18 protein-coding genes are annotated in these 18,786 nt (G+C 55.4%); 9 read left to right on the top strand and 9 right to left on the bottom strand.

The annotated features are described in order from the left end of the window. Nucleotides 1-71 precede the first annotated feature (71 nt). From ftsP to HVX72_RS18555, 3 genes are all read left to right on the top strand, one after another. Complete coding sequence (gene ftsP / locus HVX72_RS18565) at nucleotides 72-1,484, top strand: cell division protein FtsP (protein ID WP_181822073.1); 1,413 nt, start codon at nucleotides 72-74, stop codon at nucleotides 1,482-1,484. A gap of 110 nt (nucleotides 1,485-1,594) precedes the next feature. Next, nucleotides 1,595-3,766 carry a YgiQ family radical SAM protein gene (locus HVX72_RS18560; protein WP_042289236.1) on the top strand — a complete coding sequence of 724 codons (2,172 nt, stop codon included), beginning with the start codon at nucleotides 1,595-1,597 and terminating at the stop codon, nucleotides 3,764-3,766. A gap of 125 nt (nucleotides 3,767-3,891) precedes the next feature. Continuing rightward, nucleotides 3,892-4,251 (top strand): carboxypeptidase-like regulatory domain-containing protein, encoded by a 360-nt coding sequence (locus tag HVX72_RS18555; protein WP_233459139.1) that lies wholly within the window; start codon nucleotides 3,892-3,894, stop codon nucleotides 4,249-4,251. 42 nt (nucleotides 4,252-4,293) lie between these two features. Here HVX72_RS18555 and dkgA read toward each other — a convergent pair whose 3' ends face one another. Together dkgA and yqhD are read right to left on the bottom strand one after the other, a co-directional pair. Next, nucleotides 4,294-5,121, bottom strand: coding sequence for a 2,5-didehydrogluconate reductase DkgA (dkgA, locus tag HVX72_RS18550; RefSeq protein ID WP_060570836.1), 828 nt, complete (start codon nucleotides 5,119-5,121; stop codon nucleotides 4,294-4,296). A gap of 104 nt (nucleotides 5,122-5,225) precedes the next feature. Continuing rightward, nucleotides 5,226-6,389: an alcohol dehydrogenase gene (gene yqhD, locus HVX72_RS18545; protein WP_060570835.1), complete on the bottom strand. Its 1,164-nt coding sequence runs from the start codon at nucleotides 6,387-6,389 to the stop codon at nucleotides 5,226-5,228. A 191-nt stretch (nucleotides 6,390-6,580) separates the two neighbouring features. On the opposite strand from yqhD, the gene HVX72_RS18540 reads away from it, so the two are divergent. Further along, nucleotides 6,581-7,480, top strand: a complete 900-nt coding sequence (locus HVX72_RS18540) for an AraC family transcriptional regulator (protein ID WP_181822072.1) — start codon at nucleotides 6,581-6,583, stop codon at nucleotides 7,478-7,480. Nucleotides 7,481-7,529: 49 nt separating this feature from the next. Here the strand turns inward: HVX72_RS18540 and yghB are convergent, their stop codons facing one another. Both yghB and metC read right to left on the bottom strand, forming a co-directional pair. Further along, nucleotides 7,530-8,189, bottom strand: a complete 660-nt coding sequence (yghB, locus tag HVX72_RS18535; protein WP_060570833.1) for a DedA family general envelope maintenance protein YghB — start codon at nucleotides 8,187-8,189, stop codon at nucleotides 7,530-7,532. A gap of 162 nt (nucleotides 8,190-8,351) precedes the next feature. After that, complete coding sequence (metC, locus tag HVX72_RS18530) at nucleotides 8,352-9,539, bottom strand: cystathionine beta-lyase (protein WP_042289214.1); 1,188 nt, start codon at nucleotides 9,537-9,539, stop codon at nucleotides 8,352-8,354. A 250-nt stretch (nucleotides 9,540-9,789) separates the two neighbouring features. Between metC and exbB the strand changes: the two genes are divergently transcribed. After that, nucleotides 9,790-10,524 (top strand): tol-pal system-associated acyl-CoA thioesterase, encoded by a 735-nt coding sequence (gene exbB, locus HVX72_RS18525; protein WP_042289210.1) that lies wholly within the window; start codon nucleotides 9,790-9,792, stop codon nucleotides 10,522-10,524. 6 nt (nucleotides 10,525-10,530) lie between these two features. Then, the gene (gene exbD, locus HVX72_RS18520; protein WP_042289208.1) at nucleotides 10,531-10,956 is read left to right on the top strand and encodes a TonB system transport protein ExbD; all 426 of its coding nucleotides are present in this window, start codon (nucleotides 10,531-10,533) and stop codon (nucleotides 10,954-10,956) included. A 62-nt stretch (nucleotides 10,957-11,018) separates the two neighbouring features. Here exbD and HVX72_RS18515 read toward each other — a convergent pair whose 3' ends face one another. From HVX72_RS18515 to HVX72_RS18505, 3 genes are all read right to left on the bottom strand, one after another. Then, nucleotides 11,019-11,903, bottom strand: a complete 885-nt coding sequence (locus tag HVX72_RS18515) for an SDR family oxidoreductase (RefSeq protein ID WP_181822071.1) — start codon at nucleotides 11,901-11,903, stop codon at nucleotides 11,019-11,021. Between the two features lie 92 nt (nucleotides 11,904-11,995). Further along, the gene (locus HVX72_RS18510; protein WP_042289740.1) at nucleotides 11,996-12,418 is read right to left on the bottom strand and encodes a hypothetical protein; all 423 of its coding nucleotides are present in this window, start codon (nucleotides 12,416-12,418) and stop codon (nucleotides 11,996-11,998) included. Then, entirely contained in the window at nucleotides 12,418-12,825 is a 408-nt protein-coding gene (locus HVX72_RS18505) for a hypothetical protein (RefSeq protein ID WP_181822070.1), read from the bottom strand. The genes HVX72_RS18510 and HVX72_RS18505 overlap by 1 nt, the downstream gene beginning before the upstream one ends. A 103-nt stretch (nucleotides 12,826-12,928) precedes the next feature. Between HVX72_RS18505 and HVX72_RS18500 the strand changes: the two genes are divergently transcribed. Both HVX72_RS18500 and HVX72_RS18495 read left to right on the top strand, forming a co-directional pair. Then, nucleotides 12,929-13,432: a hypothetical protein gene (locus tag HVX72_RS18500; protein WP_042289202.1), complete on the top strand. Its 504-nt coding sequence runs from the start codon at nucleotides 12,929-12,931 to the stop codon at nucleotides 13,430-13,432. Between the two features lie 68 nt (nucleotides 13,433-13,500). Then, nucleotides 13,501-13,998: a TIGR00645 family protein gene (locus HVX72_RS18495; RefSeq protein WP_042289198.1), complete on the top strand. Its 498-nt coding sequence runs from the start codon at nucleotides 13,501-13,503 to the stop codon at nucleotides 13,996-13,998. A 73-nt stretch (nucleotides 13,999-14,071) separates the two neighbouring features. Here the strand turns inward: HVX72_RS18495 and HVX72_RS18490 are convergent, their stop codons facing one another. Further along, on the bottom strand, nucleotides 14,072-15,112 hold the full coding sequence (locus tag HVX72_RS18490) for an aldo/keto reductase (protein ID WP_181822069.1): 1,041 nt from the start codon (nucleotides 15,110-15,112) through the stop codon (nucleotides 14,072-14,074). Between the two features lie 81 nt (nucleotides 15,113-15,193). Here HVX72_RS18490 and yghX point away from each other — a divergent pair, with 81 nt between their 5' ends. Next, entirely contained in the window at nucleotides 15,194-16,081 is an 888-nt protein-coding gene (gene yghX / locus HVX72_RS18485) for a YghX family hydrolase (protein ID WP_042289192.1), read from the top strand. A gap of 79 nt (nucleotides 16,082-16,160) precedes the next feature. Here the strand turns inward: yghX and HVX72_RS18480 are convergent, their stop codons facing one another. Next, nucleotides 16,161-18,761, bottom strand: a complete 2,601-nt coding sequence (locus HVX72_RS18480) for an autotransporter outer membrane beta-barrel domain-containing protein (RefSeq protein WP_181822068.1) — start codon at nucleotides 18,759-18,761, stop codon at nucleotides 16,161-16,163. Nucleotides 18,762-18,786 lie beyond the last annotated feature (25 nt).

The raw sequence follows: 18,786 nt of genomic DNA, 5'->3' as shown, positions 1-18,786 counted from the left end.
AACGCGTTATTTTGCAGAGAACAGGCCTCCTTTTTCTGCCCGTCGTTTAGCCAGTTTTACAGGGAGCTTATATGTCACTCAGTCGGCGTCAGTTCATTCAGGCATCGGGGATCGCACTGTGCGCAGGTGCAGTTCCGCTGAGGGCAAATGCTGCCGGTCAGCAACAGCCGCTGCCCGTTCCGCCGCTGCTGGAGTCCCGCCGCGGTCAGCCGTTATTTATGACCTTACAGCGGACCCACTGGTCTTTTACCCAGGGGACGCGCGCGCCGGTATGGGGTATTAACGGACGCTATCTTGGCCCGACGATCCGCGTCTGGAAAGGCGATGACGTTAAGCTTATCTACAGTAACCGTCTCACCGAAAACGTCTCTATGACCATCGCCGGATTACAGGTGCCAGGACCGTTGATGGGAGGGCCGGCGCGGATGATGTCGCCGAATGCCGACTGGGCGCCCGTGTTGCCTGTTCGTCAGAACGCCGCCACGCTGTGGTATCACGCCAATACGCCAAACCGTACCGCTTCGCAGGTCTACAACGGCCTGGCCGGTATGTGGCTGGTGGAAGATGAGGTCAGTAAAACGCTGCCTATCCCCAATCATTACGGGGTGGATGATTTTCCGATCATCATTCAGGATAAGCGGCTGGATAACTTCGGTACGCCGGAATACAGTGAACCGGGAAGCGGCGGTTTCATCGGCGATACGCTGCTGGTGAATGGCGCGCAAAGCCCATACGTAGAAGTTTCTCGCGGTTGGGTACGTTTGCGCTTGCTAAACGCCTCCAACGCGCGCCGCTATCAGCTGCAAATGAGCGACGGGCGCGCGCTGCACGTTATCTCTGGCGATCAGGGATTTTTGCCCGCGCCGGTGTCGGTGAAACAGCTATCGCTGGCGCCGGGCGAGCGCCGTGAGATTCTGGTCGACATGACCAACGGTGATGAAGTGTCGATCACCTGCGGCGAAGCGGCAAGCATCGTCGACCGGATCCGCGGTTTCTTCGAGCCGTCCAGTATTCTGGTGTCCACGCTGGTGTTAACGCTGCGTCCGACCGGGCTGCTGCCGCTGGTCACCGACAGCCTGCCGATGCGCCTGCTGCCGACGGAAATCCTGGGCGGCGCGCCGATTCGCAGCCGCGATATCAGCCTGGGGGACGATCCGGGGATTAACGGTCAACTGTGGGATGTAAACCGCATTGATATTACCGCGCAGCAGGGCACCTGGGAGCGTTGGACGGTGCGCGCCGACATGCCGCAGTCGTTCCACATTGAAGGCGTCTCTTTCCTGGTGCGTAACGTTAACGGCGCGATGCCGTTCCCGGAAGATCGCGGCTGGAAAGACACCGTCTGGGTAGACGGTCAGGTTGAGCTGCTGGTGTACTACGGCCAGCCGTCCTGGGCGCATTTCCCGTTCTACTTTAACAGCCAGACCCTGGAGATGGCCGATCGCGGCTCTATCGGCCAGATTCTGGTCAACCCGGCGCCGTGACGCGTCACCCACTCGCCCGGAAGGGCGAGTGAATACCTTTCGATTTCTCTTTCGTTCCGGCTTATAATCCCCGGCCTTTGATTATTTTTTTACCATTTTTTGGAAGCAATATGAGCGCAATATCCCTGATCCAGCCAGACAGAGATCTCTTCTCCTGGCCTCAGTACTGGGCGGCCTGCTTTGGTCCAGCCCCTTTTTTGCCGATGTCTCGCGACGAAATGGATCAACTTGGCTGGGATAGCTGCGACATTATTTTGGTGACGGGCGACGCGTATGTCGACCACCCGAGCTTCGGCATGGCGATTTGTGGCCGTATGCTGGAAGCGCAGGGCTTCCGCGTGGGCATCATCGCCCAACCGGACTGGAACAGCAAAGACGACTTTATGCGTCTGGGCAAACCGAATCTGTTCTTCGGCGTGACCGCGGGCAACATGGACTCGATGATCAACCGCTACACCGCCGATCGCCGTCTGCGCCATGACGACGCCTATACGCCAGATAATGTGGCGGGCAAGCGTCCGGACCGGGCCACGCTGGTCTACACCCAGCGCTGTAAAGAGGCGTGGAAAGAGGTGCCAGTGATCCTCGGCGGCATCGAGGCCAGCCTGCGCCGTACCGCCCATTATGACTACTGGTCTGATACCGTGCGCCGTTCGGTGCTGGTGGACGCCAAAGCCGACATGCTGATGTTTGGCAACGGCGAGCGTCCGCTGGTGGAAGTGGCGCATCGTCTGGCAATGGGCGAAACCATCGACCAGATCCGCGATGTGCGTAATACCGCGATTATGGTAAAAGAAGCGCTGCCGGGCTGGAGCGGTGTCGACTCGACCCGTCTCGACACGCCGGGAAAAATCGACCCAATTCCGCATCCGTACGGAGAAGACCTGCCGTGTGCGGACAATAAGCCGGTCGCGCCGAAAAAGCAGGAGGCGAAAGCCGTCACCGTGCAGCCGCCGCGCCCGAAGCCGTGGGAAAAAACCTACGTGCTGCTGCCCTCCTTTGAAAAAGTGAAGGGTGACAAAGTCCTCTATGCTCACGCCTCGCGCATTCTGCACCATGAAACCAACCCGGGTTGCGCGCGCGCGCTGATGCAAAAGCATGGCGATCGTTATATCTGGATCAACCCGCCGGCTATTCCCCTCTCGACCGAAGAGATGGACAGCGTATTTGCGCTGCCGTACAAACGTGTGCCGCATCCGGCCTACGGCAACAGCCGCATTCCGGCCTATGAGATGATCCGCTTTTCCATCAACATCATGCGCGGCTGCTTCGGCGGCTGTTCTTTCTGTTCAATTACAGAACACGAAGGGCGCATCATTCAGAGCCGCTCTGAAGATTCAATCATCAATGAGATTGAAGCGATCCGCGACACCGTGCCGGGATTTACCGGCGTGATCTCCGATCTCGGCGGGCCGACGGCCAACATGTACATGCTGCGCTGTAAGTCGCCGCGCGCGGAGCAGACCTGCCGCCGTCTGTCGTGCGTTTATCCGGATATTTGTCCGCATATGGACACCAATCACGAGCCGACAATCAATCTGTATCGCCGCGCCCGCGATCTGAAAGGCATCAAGAAGATCCTTATTGCCTCCGGCGTGCGTTATGACATTGCGGTGGAAGATCCGCGCTATATCAAGGAGCTGGCGACCCATCACGTTGGCGGCTATCTGAAGATTGCGCCGGAGCATACCGAAGAAGGACCGTTGTCGAAGATGATGAAGCCGGGCATGGGCAGCTATGACCGCTTCAAAGAGCTGTTCGATCTCTATTCGAAACAGGCGGGCAAAGAACAGTATCTGATCCCGTACTTTATTTCCGCACACCCCGGTACGCGCGATGAAGATATGGTGAATCTGGCGCTGTGGCTGAAGAAACATCGCTTCCGTCTCGATCAGGTGCAGAACTTCTATCCGTCGCCGCTCGCTAACTCGACGACCATGTATTACACCGGCAAAAACCCGCTGGGTAAAATTGGCTATAAGAGTGAAGATGTGGTGGTGCCGAAGGGGGATAAGCAGCGCCGTCTGCATAAAGCGCTGCTGCGCTATCACGATCCGGCTAACTGGCCGCTAATCCGTCAGGCGCTGGAAGAGATGGGCAAAAAGCATCTGATCGGCGGGCGTCGCGAATGTCTGGTTCCGGCGCCAACGATCGAAGAGATGCGCGAGGCGCGTCGTCAGAACCGGCATACTCGTCCGGCGTTGACCAAGCATACGCCAGTGTCGCATCAGCGTCAGACCCCGGCGGCGAACAAAAAACGCGGCAAGGTCGCGGGGCGTTAATCTGAATGCCCGATGACGCGCGTTTGTCGGGCCAGGAAAACCGTGGCCCATAGGGCGGAGACGCAGAGATGAAAGCAGGGATGCTGGCAGGGATAATTGCGATCGCCTTGCTGCAATCTGGTTGCATGATACATCGCCAGACGCAGCCGGAAGTGGAAGGACGGCTGATCGACAGCGCCGGCAAGCCAGTTAGCGGCGCAACAGTCGTACTGGCGAGCCATGCTGAGAAGCCGGTGACGACCTTATCAGATAAAGAGGGGCGTTTTGCCTTTCCGCCCCAACACGAATGGGCCTTTTTTCTGCCGATAGGTCCAATGGACTGGTTTTACGCTACCTCGCTGCAGGTGAATGCTAACGGTAAGGCATACGAAGCGGAGACCGGCGGGGGCGTCGGTGGGCCGTTCGAGCTTGAAGGCGACGTGTTCAAGGTTGTTTGCAGAGTCCCGGCCACACCCGGTGAGATGGCCTGCTCGTTCGGGTCATAGGCGCAGAAAAAGCCCGGCAGAACACCGGGCTGGGAAGGAAGATTAGCCGCCGAACTGATCCGGGTCGGGACCGAGCCGCTTGCCTTGCTCCAGTTTGGCAATTTCGCCCAGTTCGTCTTTATCAAGGCGGAAATCCCAGACGTCAAAGTTTTCGGCAATACGCGACGGGGTGACCGATTTCGGGATCACCACCAGGCCGTTATCCAGATGCCAGCGGATAACGATCTGCGCCGGGGTTTTACCGTACTTGTCCGCGAGATCGCGAATGATTTTCTGATCGAAAACGCCTTCGCCGCCCTGCGCCAGCGGACTCCAGGATTCCGTCTGGATTTTATGCGTCGCATTCCAGGCGTGAAGCTGGCGCTGTTGCATCAGCGGGTGCAGCTCGATCTGGTTGATCACCGGCGTGACGCCCGTTTCATCGATCAGTCGTTGCAGATGATTGACCTGGAAGTTGCAGACGCCGATGCTCTTGATTAACCCCTCTTTTTGCAGCTCGATCATACCCTGCCAGGCGTCAACGTAATGATCGATTGCCGGAACCGGCCAGTGCATCAGATACAGATCAAGGTAGTCGAGCTGAAGTTTTTCCAGACTCTCCTGCAGGGCTTCACGCGGACGTTTTTGATCGTCATTCCACAGCTTGGTGGTGATGAACAGTTCATCGCGAGGAACGCCAGCGCTGGCTAATGCTTTGCCCACGCCGTCTTCATTTTTGTATGCGGCGGCGGTGTCTATTGAGCGGTAGCCGACGTCCAGTGCTTTATGAATGGCGGAGACGACCTCGTCGTTACCGGCTTTCCATACGCCTAACCCCAACTGGGGCATTACATTGCCATCCTGAAGCTTAATTACGGTTTGGTTTGCCATTTTTCCTCCTTCATGTGCTCATCACCGGAGGAAGCCTCCGGTGATGCGGTGTGACTTAAGTCTGGACGAAATGTCCAAAAACGAAAGGCAGAGGCGAAAAAAGCTTAGCGCGCGGCTTCGTAAATACGGCGGCTGACGTCAAGTGTAATGTCTTTATTTTCACCGAGTTGCGTCATACCGTGCTCTTCTAACTTCGCCAGCAGCGCCGGGATAGAACTGCCATCCAGACCGTAGCCGGAAAGGCGTGTCGGTACGCCAAGCTGCTCGAAGAAGTTGCGCGTCGCCGCAATAGCGGCATCAATACGTTCAGCGTCAGACCCTTCGCGGATGTTCCACACGCGTTCAGCGTACTGCAGCAGTTTGGCGCGTTTGGTGTCGCGTTTTTCATTCCACAGCGCGGGCAGCACCACCGCCAGCGTCTGGGCGTGATCGAGACCGTGCATCGCCGTCAGTTCGTGACCGAGCATATGGGTGGCCCAGTCCTGCGGTACGCCTGCGCCAATCAAACCATTCAGCGCCTGCGTCGCCGCCCACATCACGTTGGCGCGCACATCGTAGTTTTCCGGCTCTTTCAGCGCTTTCGGACCGTCTTCGATCAGCGTCAGCAGGATGCCTTCCGCAAAGCGATCCTGAATTTTGGCGTCAACCGGATAAGTCACGTATTGCTCAACGGTATGGACAAAGGCATCAACTACGCCGTTCGCCACCTGGCGCGGCGGCAGGGTGTAGGTGTATACCGGATCCAGTACGGCGAAGACTGGCTGCACATGTTCGGAATGAAACGCCTGTTTGTCACCGGTAGTTTTGCGCGAAATCACCGCGCCTTTGTTGGATTCAGAACCGGTGGCGGGTAGCGTCAGCACGGAGCCCATCGGGATGGCGCTTTTAATCTCGCTGCCGCTGGTTTGCAGAATGCGCCACGGGTCAATGTCTGTCGGATAGTGTGCCGCCGCGGCGATAAATTTGGTGCCGTCAAGCACCGAACCGCCGCCCACCGCCAGCAGGAAGGTGACCTTGTCTTCGCGGGCGATTTTCACCGCGTTCATCAGGGTTTCGTAAGACGGGTTTGGCTCAATGCCGCCAAACTCACGCACGTCCATGCCTTTCAGCGCATCCTGAACCTGAGCCAGCACGCCAGTCTTTTTCACGCTGCCGCCGCCATAGGTGATCATGACACGTGCGTCCTGTGGGATTTGATCGCGCAGGTCGGCAATCGCGCCTTTACCAAACAGAATGCGGGTTGGGGTATGCAGATTAAAGTTATTCATTGCTCGTTCCCTTATGTGGGTAAAAAGAGGGCAGGCGTCGGTCTGCCTGATGGAAACATTGTGGGCGTCCCCACGCTGCCTCTCAATGCTCATTTCTGCCAATGTTTTGCCTATTCCTCCAGAGCGCTGGAGAAAAACACTAAATTTGCGCACAATCAATTCATCGATACTCGTTGCGAAAATAAGCCGTCATGAACCGTGAAGAGATTTGTCTGTTGCTGACAGATAAAATTAAGCATCTGAAAGATAGTGAAAAAAACCAGGGGGAGCGGTTGCCGGACATCCGCCTGCTGTACGGCACTGAGCCGGGGCCGCGCACGCCGGTGATGTACGATCCCGGCATCATATTTCTCTTTTCGGGCTATAAAATTGGTTATATCAACGAGCGCGTTTTCCGTTATGACGCTAATGAATATCTGCTGCTGACGGTGCCGTTGCCGTTTGAATGTGAAACCTATGCGACGCCGGAGGTGCCGCTGGCTGGCATTCGCATTAACGTCGACATGCTGCAGCTACAGGAACTGCTGATGGACATCGGCGAGGATGAACGTTTTCAGCCGTCGATGGCGGCAAGCGGGATTAACTCTGCAACGCTGTCTGATGAGATCCTGTGCGCGGCGGAACGCCTGCTGGACGTGATGGAGCGACCGCTCGACGCGCGTATTTTAGGGAAACAGATTATCCGTGAGATCCTGTATCACGTGCTGACCGGACCACGTGGCGGCGCGCTGTTGGCGCTGGTGAGCCGACAAACCCATTTCAGCCTGATCAGCCGGGTGATAAAGCGCATTGAGAACAAATACACCGAGAGCCTGAACGTCGAGCAACTGGCGGCGGAAGCCAATATGAGCGTGTCGGCGTTTCACCATAACTTTAAGTCGGTGACCAGCACATCACCGTTGCAGTACCTGAAAACGTATCGGCTGCATAAGGCCCGGATGATGATTCTTCACGACGGTATGAAGGCCAGCGCGGCGGCGATGCGGGTGGGTTATGAAAGCGCGTCGCAGTTCAGCCGCGAGTTTAAGCGCTACTTCGGCGTCACGCCGGGAGAAGATGCGGCGCGGATCCGCACTTTACAAGGAAGTTAACCTGCCTGTTCCACGCCGGATAAGCGAAGCGCTATCCGGCATTCAGCATTCAGGCGTTGCAGTATTTCTTTTTGATCACCACGACCAGCGTGCCCAGTAAACCCGCTGCTAACAGGACGATCGGCAGGATCATTAAAAAAGTCATCACCTGGTCTTCGTGACGCTTCACAAACGGGATCATGCTCAGCGCGTAGCCAAAGCTGGTGACCACGCCGACCCACAGCAGCCCGCTCAGCCAGTTAAAGAACTGGAAGCGGCGGTTGGAAAGCCCGGAAATGCCCGCCATGGTTGGCAGCAGGGTACGCACGAAGGCCAGAAAACGGCCAGCCAGCAGCGCCAGCAGGCCGTGGCGGTCGAACATGCAGGTCGCGCGCTGGTGATATTTCACCGGCAACTGCGCCAGCCAGCCTTTTACCGTTTTGGTATTGCCCAGCCAGCGTCCCTGAATATAGCTCAGCCAACAGCCCAGGCTGGCGGCGGTCGTCAGAATGAACAGCGTCGGGACAAAGCTCATCACCCCTTGCGCAACCAGCGCGCCCGCCAGCAGCAGCAAACTGTCGCCAGGCAAGAATGAGGCCGGTAACAGGCCATTTTCTAAAAACAGCGTGGCGAACATCACAAAGTAGACGACGCTAACAATATGGGGATCCGCCAGCGCCGCAAAATCGTGTTGCCAGAGCGCAGCGATAATATCTTGAATGACAGACATGGACTTTCCTGTGGAACAGCGTTTACGCCCCTGAGCCGAACGGAATGGGCGCTTAATTTACCCATTATACTCCCTTACAGGCCCGGATGCCTTGATCCGAGGCGCAACAAATGCAGACAATTTCGGTCGATGTGTCTGCATTCATGTCCATTGGCGTCAATATTATACGATGCGGGAGAAACCGGCGGCTAAATCTGCAATCAGATCGTCAACATTCTCTAAACCAATATGCAAACGGATGAGCGTGCCGTCGAAATCGACGTTGCCTTGCGGGCGGATCTCCGCAATCTGTTCCGGCTGGTTCGCCAGAATCAACGACTCAAAGCCGCCCCACGAGTAGGCCATGCTGAACAGACTAAAGTGATCCAGATAGGCGGAGAGTTCTTCGTTGGTCAGCTTTTTGTTCAGCACAAACGAGAACAGCCCGCTGCTGCCCGTAAAGTCTCGTTTCCAGTATTCATGACCTTTGCTACCGGGCAGGGCCGGGTGATTCACTCGCGCCACCTGAGGATGCGCGGCCAGCCACTCGGCAACCCTGAGGCTACTTTCATGGTGCTGACGCAGACGCACGCCGAGCGTGCGCAGTCCGCGACTGGTGATATAAGCGGTGTCGGCGTCGACCATTTGTCCCATCAGATAGGCGTTTTCACGCAGTTGATCCCAGCAGCGGGCATTAGCGACCGCCGTGCCGATCATCGCGTCTGAATGACCAACCAGATACTTTGTCGCGGCCTGTATAGAGATGTCGATACCGAAGTCGAGCGCGTTGAACAGGATCCCCGCCGCCCAGGTATTATCGATCATAATGATGGCCTCCGGCGCGACGCGTCTTACCGCGCTGACGATCGCCGGAACATCATGCACTTCCATCGTAATGGAGCCGGGCGACTCCAGAAACACCACTTTGGTGTTGGGCTGAATATGCTTTGCGATATCCGCGCCGACGAGAGGATCGAACCAACTGGTGGTCACGCCAAGTTTGCCGAGGATTTTGCGGCAGAAATCCTGACTCGGTTCATAGGCGGTGTTGGTCATCAGCACATGATCGCCTTGTTCCACAAACGCCAGAATGGTATTGGCGACCGCCGCAGCGCCGCAGGGAAACAGCGCGCATCCGGCGCCGCCTTCCAGTTCACACATCGCTTCCTGGAGTGAGAAATGTGTGAGCGTGCCGCGACGTCCGTAAAACAGTTCGCCGTTTGCGCGGTTACGGGTGGCGTGTTTTTTGGCTTCGACGGTGTCGAAGACCAGCGATGAGGCGCGCTGAATCACGCTGTTGACGGAGCCGAGAGTGTACTTCTTACGGCGTCCCGCGCTGACCAGTCGGGTCTCCAGTTGCTTATCTGCCATGTCGGTTTTTCCTGTTTTTATACGTCTGGATGTCTAAACTACCACGAATGACAAAATGCGCATCCCGTCCTCTTATATAAAGCACAATATTTTCCCAAATTCTCCGCTCGTGATGTTTTACTGCGTAAGCGCAAGGAAAAGAAACCAAAGGTGCGGCACTATGTAAATAGTAATGAGAACGACTATCAATTCGACGTCGTTTTGATATTATTATGCTCAGATTTTGTGATTTGCGTCCTGGAGATACAGAGTGGGTAATAATTTGATGCAGACGGATCTCTCCGTCTGGGGTATGTATCAGCACGCCGATATCGTAGTGAAGTGCGTGATGATTGGTCTGATTCTGGCGTCAGTGGTCACCTGGGCTATCTTCTTCAGTAAAAGCGTGGATTTCTTCTCCCAGAAGCGTCGCCTGAAGCGCGAACAGCAACTGCTGGCGGAAGCCCGCTCTCTGGATCAGGCAAGCGATATTGCCGCTAAGTTCGGCGCGAAAAGCCTGAGTACCCAGTTGCTCAACGAAGCGCAGAACGAGCTGGAGCTGTCTGAAGGCAGCGAAGACAACGAAGGGATCAAAGAGCGTACCGGTTTTCGCCTTGAGCGTCGCGTTGCGGCGGCAGGACGTCAGATGGGACGCGGAAATGGTTACCTGGCGACCATCGGGGCGATCTCCCCGTTTGTCGGTTTGTTCGGTACCGTATGGGGTATCATGAACAGCTTCATCGGTATCGCCCAAACGCAAACCACTAACCTTGCGGTGGTCGCGCCGGGTATCGCTGAAGCGCTGCTGGCGACCGCGATTGGTCTGGTTGCTGCGATTCCAGCCGTCGTCATCTATAACATTTTCGCCCGTCAGATTGGCGGTCTGAAAGCAACGCTCGGCGATATCGCCGCGCAGGTGTTGCTGCTGCAAAGCCGCGACCTGGACCTGGATGCAAGCGCCTCCGCGCATCCGGTACGTACCGCGCAGAAATTACGTGTAGGATAACGTTTCATGGCAATGCGTCTTAACGAAAACCTGGACGATAACGGTGAAATGCATGAAATCAACGTGACGCCGTTTATCGACGTCATGCTGGTGCTGCTGATCATCTTTATGGTGGCGGCCCCGCTGGCGACGGTGGATGTGAAGGTGAATCTGCCCGCATCTTCCAGCACGCCGCAGCCGCGTCCGGAAAAACCGGTGTATCTGTCAGTGAAAGCCGACAACAGCATGTTTATCGGTAACGATCCGGTGACCGAAGAAAGTATGATTGCTGAGCTTAACGCCCTGACGGAAGGGAAGAAGGACACCACGATTTTCTTCCGCGCGGACAAAACCGTGAACTACGAAACCATGATGAAGGTCATGGATACGCTGCATCAGGCGGGGTATCTGAAGATTGGCCTGGTCGGGGAAGAGGTCGCGAAGGCGAAATAACCGGCGCTTTTTTATGGCCTGATGGCGCGTCGCGTATCAGGCCAATGGTTTACCGTACTCTACTAGCCTAAATGCTCACCGCCGCACACGCCGTGTACTTCTGCGGTCACATAGCTTGATTCCTGACTCGCCAGATAGACATAGACCGGCGCCAGTTCCGCGGGCTGACCAGCGCGCTTCATGGGCGTCTGCTGACCAAACTGCGGAATTTTATCCTGCGTCTGACCGCCCGAGATTTGCAGTGCGGTCCAGATAGGGCCGGGCGCGACAACGTTTACCCGGATCCCTTTCCCGGCGACCTGTTTCGCCAGACCCCGGCTGTAGTTGAGGATCGCCGCCTTAGTCGACGCATAATCCAGCAGATGCGGGCTTGGCTGATACGCCTGAATTGACGAGGTGGTGATAATGCTGGCGCCTTTCGGCAGCAACGGGATGGCCTCTTGCGTGATCCAGAACAGCGCAAACACGTTCACCGCAAAGGTTTTCTGGAACTGTTCACTTGTCAGGTCCTTAATTTCAGGAATCGCCACCTGTTTACCGGCGACCAGCGCCAGCGTATCCAGACCCCCCAGCGCCTCGCGCGCCTTATGTACCAACGAGCGGGCAAAGGACTCATCGCTCAGATCGCCGGGAATAAGCACCGCTTTGCGCCCGCTCTCTTCAATAAGGGCTTTAACCTGTTGCGCGTCTTCTTCTTCCGCTGGCAGATAGTTTATCGCCACGTCTGCGCCTTCACGCGCGTAAGCAATGGCGGCAGCCCGTCCTATGCCGGAGTCGCCCCCTGTCACCAGTGCCTTGCGATCTTTAAGGCGACCGCTGCCCACGTAGCTTTTTTCGCCACAGTCAGGCACTGGGGACATTTTCGCCTGTACGCCTGGCGCGGGCTGTTTCTGTTGGGAATATTCACCGGTGTAGTACTGTGTGGTGGGGTCTTGTAGAGTCGACATGCCATTTCTCCCTTCAGGTTAAACATACCTTAAGGGTAGACGCTGTGCGGGAAAGCGGGGGGAACCAGGACGATCCTGATCGCCCGGACAGGCTACGTTTTCTTTACGACGAGTTGTTCATCCAGCGCGACGCTGGTGATGTTCAGCGTGCGGTAGCGACCTTCGGCAAGCTTACGCGTCAGGCGCAGCGTCGCCGTTTCGCGATCCAGCAGTTGTTGCCAGTGGCTTTCCAGACGCCTCATGATTTTGTCATGTAATTCAGGGCGTTGCCGAATAAGGGCATTTATCACCGCGCCGTAAATTTCTTCCTTAATTTGCAGCGCGTACATTTCCCGACGGTTCTGCCACTTCAACCGAACCAGCGCCGCAGGAATGGACGTCGCTTCCTGCGCCACGTTTTCCAGCAGCGCATTCTTATGCGCGACCAGCGCCGCAAGATTCTGCTTTAAGGCAAATTGATCGCTTTTATTATCGTCCAAAGCCAGATAGACATTGTTATCTTCAACATCTTTGATCATTGTTCATCATCCAGAGAATAAAAAATCGGGGAAGATTTTTCTCGCGTAATTAAATTAAGCCAAATTTCGTTGCCATTTTCATTAATATGGTTGGTGGTGTCAGCCAATATTTTACTTAAGGTCTGGGCATCCATGTCACCTTCCGCCTGTAAGGTATTAATCACACGGGCAAAGGTTTCAATTTTCGCCACCCGACACAGGCGTTCTTTAAAATGGCGATCGTGTTCTTCGAGCAGCATATTTTTAGATTGCCCGGTAGATGCCGCGCTAATTAAAATATCGGCTTCGTAATCGCGAAGGTTTTTCTTTCCCTGAGTGAAATTATTAGCGTTTTCTGCGGATCCTTCCGTCTGGCCTGACGCAGACAGATGAAAACGCGGCGGGACAAGATGCTCGGGAAGCATGTCACATTATCCTTTATTATCAGGTGTATAATTATTCTTATTGACAGGTCGCGTTGACAATAACATGGGGTAATTTTAAAATCAAAAAAAATGGAGCCATTTTATGAACAGTATTTTTTATTCTGTTATTACTCTGCTATTGCTCACCGGAGTCATACTTTTTTTAATACGCGAGTTTAATAAGCCGCGCGGTGCCGAAGAACATTCTCCCGACGTTCCACTCCCGCCGTTAACCAAAGACGAGGGGGAAGATCATTTTTCCACGCTGATGAATGCCATTACGCCGGTATGGTACTGGCGGGTTAATCATGAATATATTGATTTCCTGCACGCCACGGTAAAGCGAATGACAATGGCGCAATTGAATGAAACCCCCGGGCTATTTGATGCCCAGCGTCGCTGTAGCGATCTCAATTCCGCCGTGTATAAATACTACGACACGATAAAAAAACGCTGCCTGAATGGTGAAAAAGTGCCGCATTCCGATCTGGATGTCCTCAATCTGCGACAGTGCTTCCGGGAATTTAGCCTTGAAGCCTATCCGTCGCTGGTGGCGCTGGTGTGGCCCGAGTATCAGCGCCCGTGGATCACCCCCGGGGAAGTTTAAGGGATGTTGATCTGATGTTGCCCTGTTGAGATATACTGTTCCCCGGTTTTGCTACATGACAGGAATATATGGAACGCTTTCTCGAAAACGTAATGTACGCGTCTCGCTGGTTGCTCGCCCCCGTCTACTTCGGTCTGTCGCTTGCGCTGGTGGCGCTGGCGCTGAAGTTCTTTCAGGAGATCTTTCACGTCCTGCCTAACGTCTTTTCGATGGCGGAAGCGGATCTGATTCTGGTGCTGCTGTCGCTGGTGGATATGACCCTCGTCGGCGGGTTGCTGGTGATGGTGATGTTTTCCGGTTACGAAAATTTCGTCTCACAGCTGGATATCTCAGAAGGTCGGGAAAAGCTCAACTGGCTGGGGAAAATGGATGCGACCTCGCTGAAAAACAAAGTGGCCGCGTCGATTGTGGCGATCTCTTCTATCCATCTTCTGCGCGTGTTTATGGACGCGAAAAACGTGCCGGACAATAAGCTGATGTGGTATGTGATTATCCACCTCACCTTTGTGCTGTCGGCGTTTGTAATGGGTTATCTCGACAGACTCACCCGGCATAAACACGAGTAAGCGATCTTCACTCCTCGCGCCGGATGGCGGTAGCGCCATCCGGCAGGGTGTCTCGCCCGACGGCGATGACGGTTTATTTGTCGGAGGACGCCTGCCACAGGTTCAGTTGGCCGTCCGCGACATGCTTATCAATCTGCGCCAGTTCCTCGGCGGTAAACGCCAGATTCTTCAGCGCCTGTACGTTTTCTTCAAGCTGTTCAGGGCGGCTCGCGCCAATGAGTACCGAAGTGACGCGCTCATCTTTCAGCAGCCAGCTTAACGCCATTTGCGCCATCGACTGACCGCGCTGTTGCGCCATGGCGTTGAGCAGGCGCAGGCTGCTGAGATTCGCTTCCGTCAGCATGTTTTCCGTCAGGCCGCGCACTTTTTTCCCTTCGCGCTGCATCCGTGAACCTTCCGGGATCCCGTTTAAATATTTACCGGTTAACAGTCCCTGCGCCAGCGGAGTAAACGCGATACAGCCAACGCCATTTTCCGCCAGCGTATCCAGCAGACCGCTTTTATCCACCCAGCGATTCAGAAGGTTATAGGAAGGCTGATGAATCAACAGCGGGATCTTCCACTCGCGAAGTAGCGCCGCCATTTTCTGCGTGCGTTCCGGTGAGTAAGAAGAGATACCCACATACAGCGCTTTACCGCTTTGTACGGCGTGGGCGAGCGCTGAGGCGGTTTCTTCCATGGGCGTGTTTTCATCCACGCGATGCGAGTAAAAGATATCAACGTAATCCAGCCCCATGCGCTTCAGGCTTTGATCGAGGCTGGCGAGCAGGTACTTACGTGAGCCGCCGGAGCCATAGGGACCAGGCCACATGTCGTAACCGGCTTTGGTGGAAATGATCAGTTCGTCACGAAAAGGGGCGAAATCGGTGCGCAGCAGGCGACCGAAATTTTCTTCCGCACTGCCCGGCGGCGGACCATAGTTATTGGCTAAGTCGAAGTGGGTAATACCCAGATCGAAAGCTTTACGCAGCAGTGCGCGCTGAGAATCCAGCGCCTGCGCGTGGCCGAAACTGTGCCACAGGCCGAGCGACAGGGCGGGCAGCCGGAGTCCGCTTTTACCACAGTAGCGGTAAAGCATAGTGTCGTAGCGGTCAGGGGAGGCGTTCCAGGACATGATGTCTCCTTTCTTGTGATGAATTTTCGAAACAGCGTTTTCATTCTATGCTTATCAAATCACAAATCCTGGAGATATGCGATGGCCCGTCTGACCGCGAAAGATTTTCCGCAAGAACTGCTCGACTACTACGACTATTACGCGCACGGGAAAATCTCAAAACGAGAGTTTCTCAACCTCGCGGCAAAATATGCCGCCGGCGGGGTGACGGCGCTGGCGCTGTTCAACATGCTCAGGCCCAATTACGCGCTGGCTGAGCAGGTGAAATTCACCGATCCCGCTATCCTGCCGGAGTACATCCATTACCCGTCGCCAAACGGGCACGGCGATGTGCGCGGCTATCTGGTAAAACCGGCAAAAACGACGGGTAAGGTTCCGGCTGTGGTGGTCGTACATGAAAACCGCGGGCTGAATCCTTATATTGAAGATGTGGCGCGGCGGGTGGCGAAGGCGGGCTATATAGCGCTGGCTCCGGATGGTTTAAGCTCGGTTGGGGGGTATCCCGGAAACGATGAAGAAGGAAAAGCCTTACAGCAAAAGGTCGATCCGACAAAGCTGATGAACGACTTTTTTGCCGCCATTGAGTTTATGCAGAAACACCCTGACGCTACGGGCAAGGTCGGGATCACCGGTTTTTGCTATGGCGGCGGGGTATCAAATGCCGCCGCTGTGGCGTATCCGGAGCTGGCGTGCGCGGTGCCGTTTTATGGTCGCCAGGTCGCAGCGGCGGACGTGCCGAAGATCAACGCGCCGATTTTGTTACATTATGCCGAGCGGGATAAAAATATTAATGAAGGCTGGCCCGCCTATGAGGCCGCACTGAAAGCGAATAATAAGGTTTATCAAGCCTGGATTTATCCCGGCGTAAATCACGGATTTCATAACGACTCAACCCCACGCTATGACGAACCCGCGGCCGAACTGGCCTGGAAGCGCACGCTGGCGTGGTTTGAGACGTATTTGCGCTAAAGCCCGGTGACGCGACGCCTGCCGGGCTTTTGGTAGGGTTAGCCGGGTAAGGCGAAGCCGCCACCCGGCAATTCAGGCATCAGAAGCTATAGCTCATCCCTGCCTGGACGCTGGCGTCGTTATCCACATCACCGGTTCCCACATACACGCCGGTATTTAACGTGAAGTTGTGGGCGATGGTGGCGTTGATGCCTGCGCCAAAAATGCCCATCGTGTTGTTGTGGCCTGTGGTGTTGTGATAGTCCGCCGCCTTGATGTCGGTATCGTCGCTGAACTCTTTCTGGAAGCGCGCGTCAATCCACGGCATCAGCTGCACGCCTTTGTTCAGATCGCGAAGCGTGGTGGTCAGACGGACGCCAGCGCCGCCGTTCCAGGAAGATACCTGACTGTCAGAGAAGGTGATCTCCTGATCGGAGAAGCCGTCGGCTTTGGTCTGATCCCAGCCCAGAGTGGCATACGGCTGCAGCAGGGTTTCGCCCGGCAGCAGGACGTTTACGCCGGTACGCGCTTGCGCCATATACAGGCTTCCGTCGGTCGAGCCGTTCAGCGCTTCTGCCATCCCGCTGGTATTGCCGGTGACGTTGTTGGCAGACAGCGAGTAACGCATATCGCCATAGCTGAAGCTACCGTCCGCGAACAGTCCCCAGGTATCGCCATTCAGCGCCTGCTGCCATCCGCCGTACAGGCTGTAGTAATTCCCGTACACGCTGTCCTTGAAGCTGTCGACGCTGTCGCTGGTGTCCTGCACGCGGCTGCGGGTCCAGGCCAGGGCGATACCGCCAGTGACGCTGTCGCCGTTAGTTAAATGCGCCGTCCAGTCCACACCACCCTGCGCGCCCTGGGTAACGCTCTTGTAGTCGACATCGTTGCTGAAATTACCGTTCTGGTACAGGAAATCGCCCCATACCTGCGCTCCCTCCTGTTGTTCGCCCAACAGGCTGGCCAGATGTACCTGGTTCATGTGATTGCTGATGTCGTCAGCGACCTGATGACCCGCCTGTTCAGCCGCATCCAGACCGGCAATTAACCCCTGCACGTCGCTGGCCAGCGAACCTTGCGCGCTGTTAAACAGAATATTCCAGCTCTGGCTGTCACTGGCTTTCAGCATGGCCTGTGGCGCGCTGTCGGCGGCGACAATGTCCAGACTGTTGTCGTAGTTGTACGCGCCGCTGCGATTTTCCACTGTCTGCTGGCCGTTAGTGAACGTGGCACCCGCATAGTCCTGCGGCGCAGCAGTGCCGGTGGTCGTAAAAGTCCCAAGAAGAACGCCGGAACGATTGATCGCAGACGGCGTGATGCTGTTGACCACCACGGCGTTATTACTGCCGGTGATCGTGCCGAAGTTAACGAAACTGTCGGTGCTCATGCTGACCGAAGCATTGCTCCCGGTGGTGCTGGCGATCAGGCTTGATCCGTTTTGCAGATCCCAGGTGGTCGCGTCGTTGATTTTGTCGATGCTGATGCTGTTATCGCTGGTGGTGTTTACCGTTTCGAACTGGCTTATCTGACCGGTGATCGAACTGCCCGCGTCCATGGACAGCGTATCGCTGCCGTCGCCGCCGTCCACGTTGCCGTTAACGTGAGACTGATTGGTCAGCACCAGCGTGTCGTCGCCTTTACCGGTGGTAACATCGCCGTTGACGTTGGCGTTGTTTTGCAGCGTGATGGTGGTATTGCCTTTATTGGCGCTGGTGTTGACGTCACCGTTGATGGTGCTGTTGTCCAGCAGAAGGGAATTGGTGGAATCACCGGCCAGAGTGACGTTCCCGTTAATCACGCTTTGATTGGTGAGTGAAAGGCTGGCGTACCCTTTTTCATTCACGACGCCAATATCGCCGGTCACGGTGCTGTTATTCATCGTCAGGCTGGTGTGGGTAGTGCCCAGCATGGCGACGGTAACGTCGCCAAACGCGTCAAGGTTGAGATCTTTAAAGATTGTCTTACTCAAAAATTGTGACGCTTTTTCAATATCCTGCGCCACTTCACTGTCGGTACCGTCGACGGAGGCATTGGTGAGCGAGAGTGTCGTATCCGATTTTTCGCTACCGGCATAAATACCGCCTTTATCCAATGAACTGTCGCTCATGGATATTGTCTGAACCCCATTACCGCCGCTGATAATACTGCCGTGCAGATCGCTGCCGTTAATAATATTGGCGGTATGATAGCCATTATCCTGCGGATCGAGATAGATAGACGCACCCATCATGTAGTCTTTTTTATTCGGATAAAGCACATCGTCGTTTTCGCCATTCAGGGTTGAATGATCAACGGTGACGGTAGTGTTCGTGGTCTCTTTAATATTGCCGACTTCAATCATATCCACTTTCGCGCCGTTGGTGACGGTGATATTTGCCGTCCCGCCATTGCTTCCTTGAATATAGCTGCCGGTCATATCGGTGCCGTTGACAGTTAATGATTGGGTTTCTCCGGTGTTGAAATGCCCGTTCATGAAGATCGACCCGGAGGTTGGGTCCGCCATTACGGCGTTAGCGACACCGTTATCTTGTTGGTAAACGCTAATATCGCCCACGGACTCCGCAGCCCGTAGACCGCAGGTTTGCGACGTATCGTCACCAACGCACGGCGTGCTGGAGGCAGCAGAAACACAGGAACTGAAGGAAGCTAAAGCCACTAATACACATTGCGAGAGCAACGTGCGGTTCATTAATTTGCGCATTTTTTATTCCATTAATATCAAGATG

The sequence above is a fragment of the Citrobacter sp. RHB21-C05 genome (assembly GCF_013889015.1).
GTDB lineage: Bacteria > Pseudomonadota > Gammaproteobacteria > Enterobacterales > Enterobacteriaceae > Citrobacter_A > Citrobacter_A sedlakii.
Note: the sequence above shows the minus strand (reverse complement) of the source record. Positions and strands in the feature narration are given on the sequence as shown.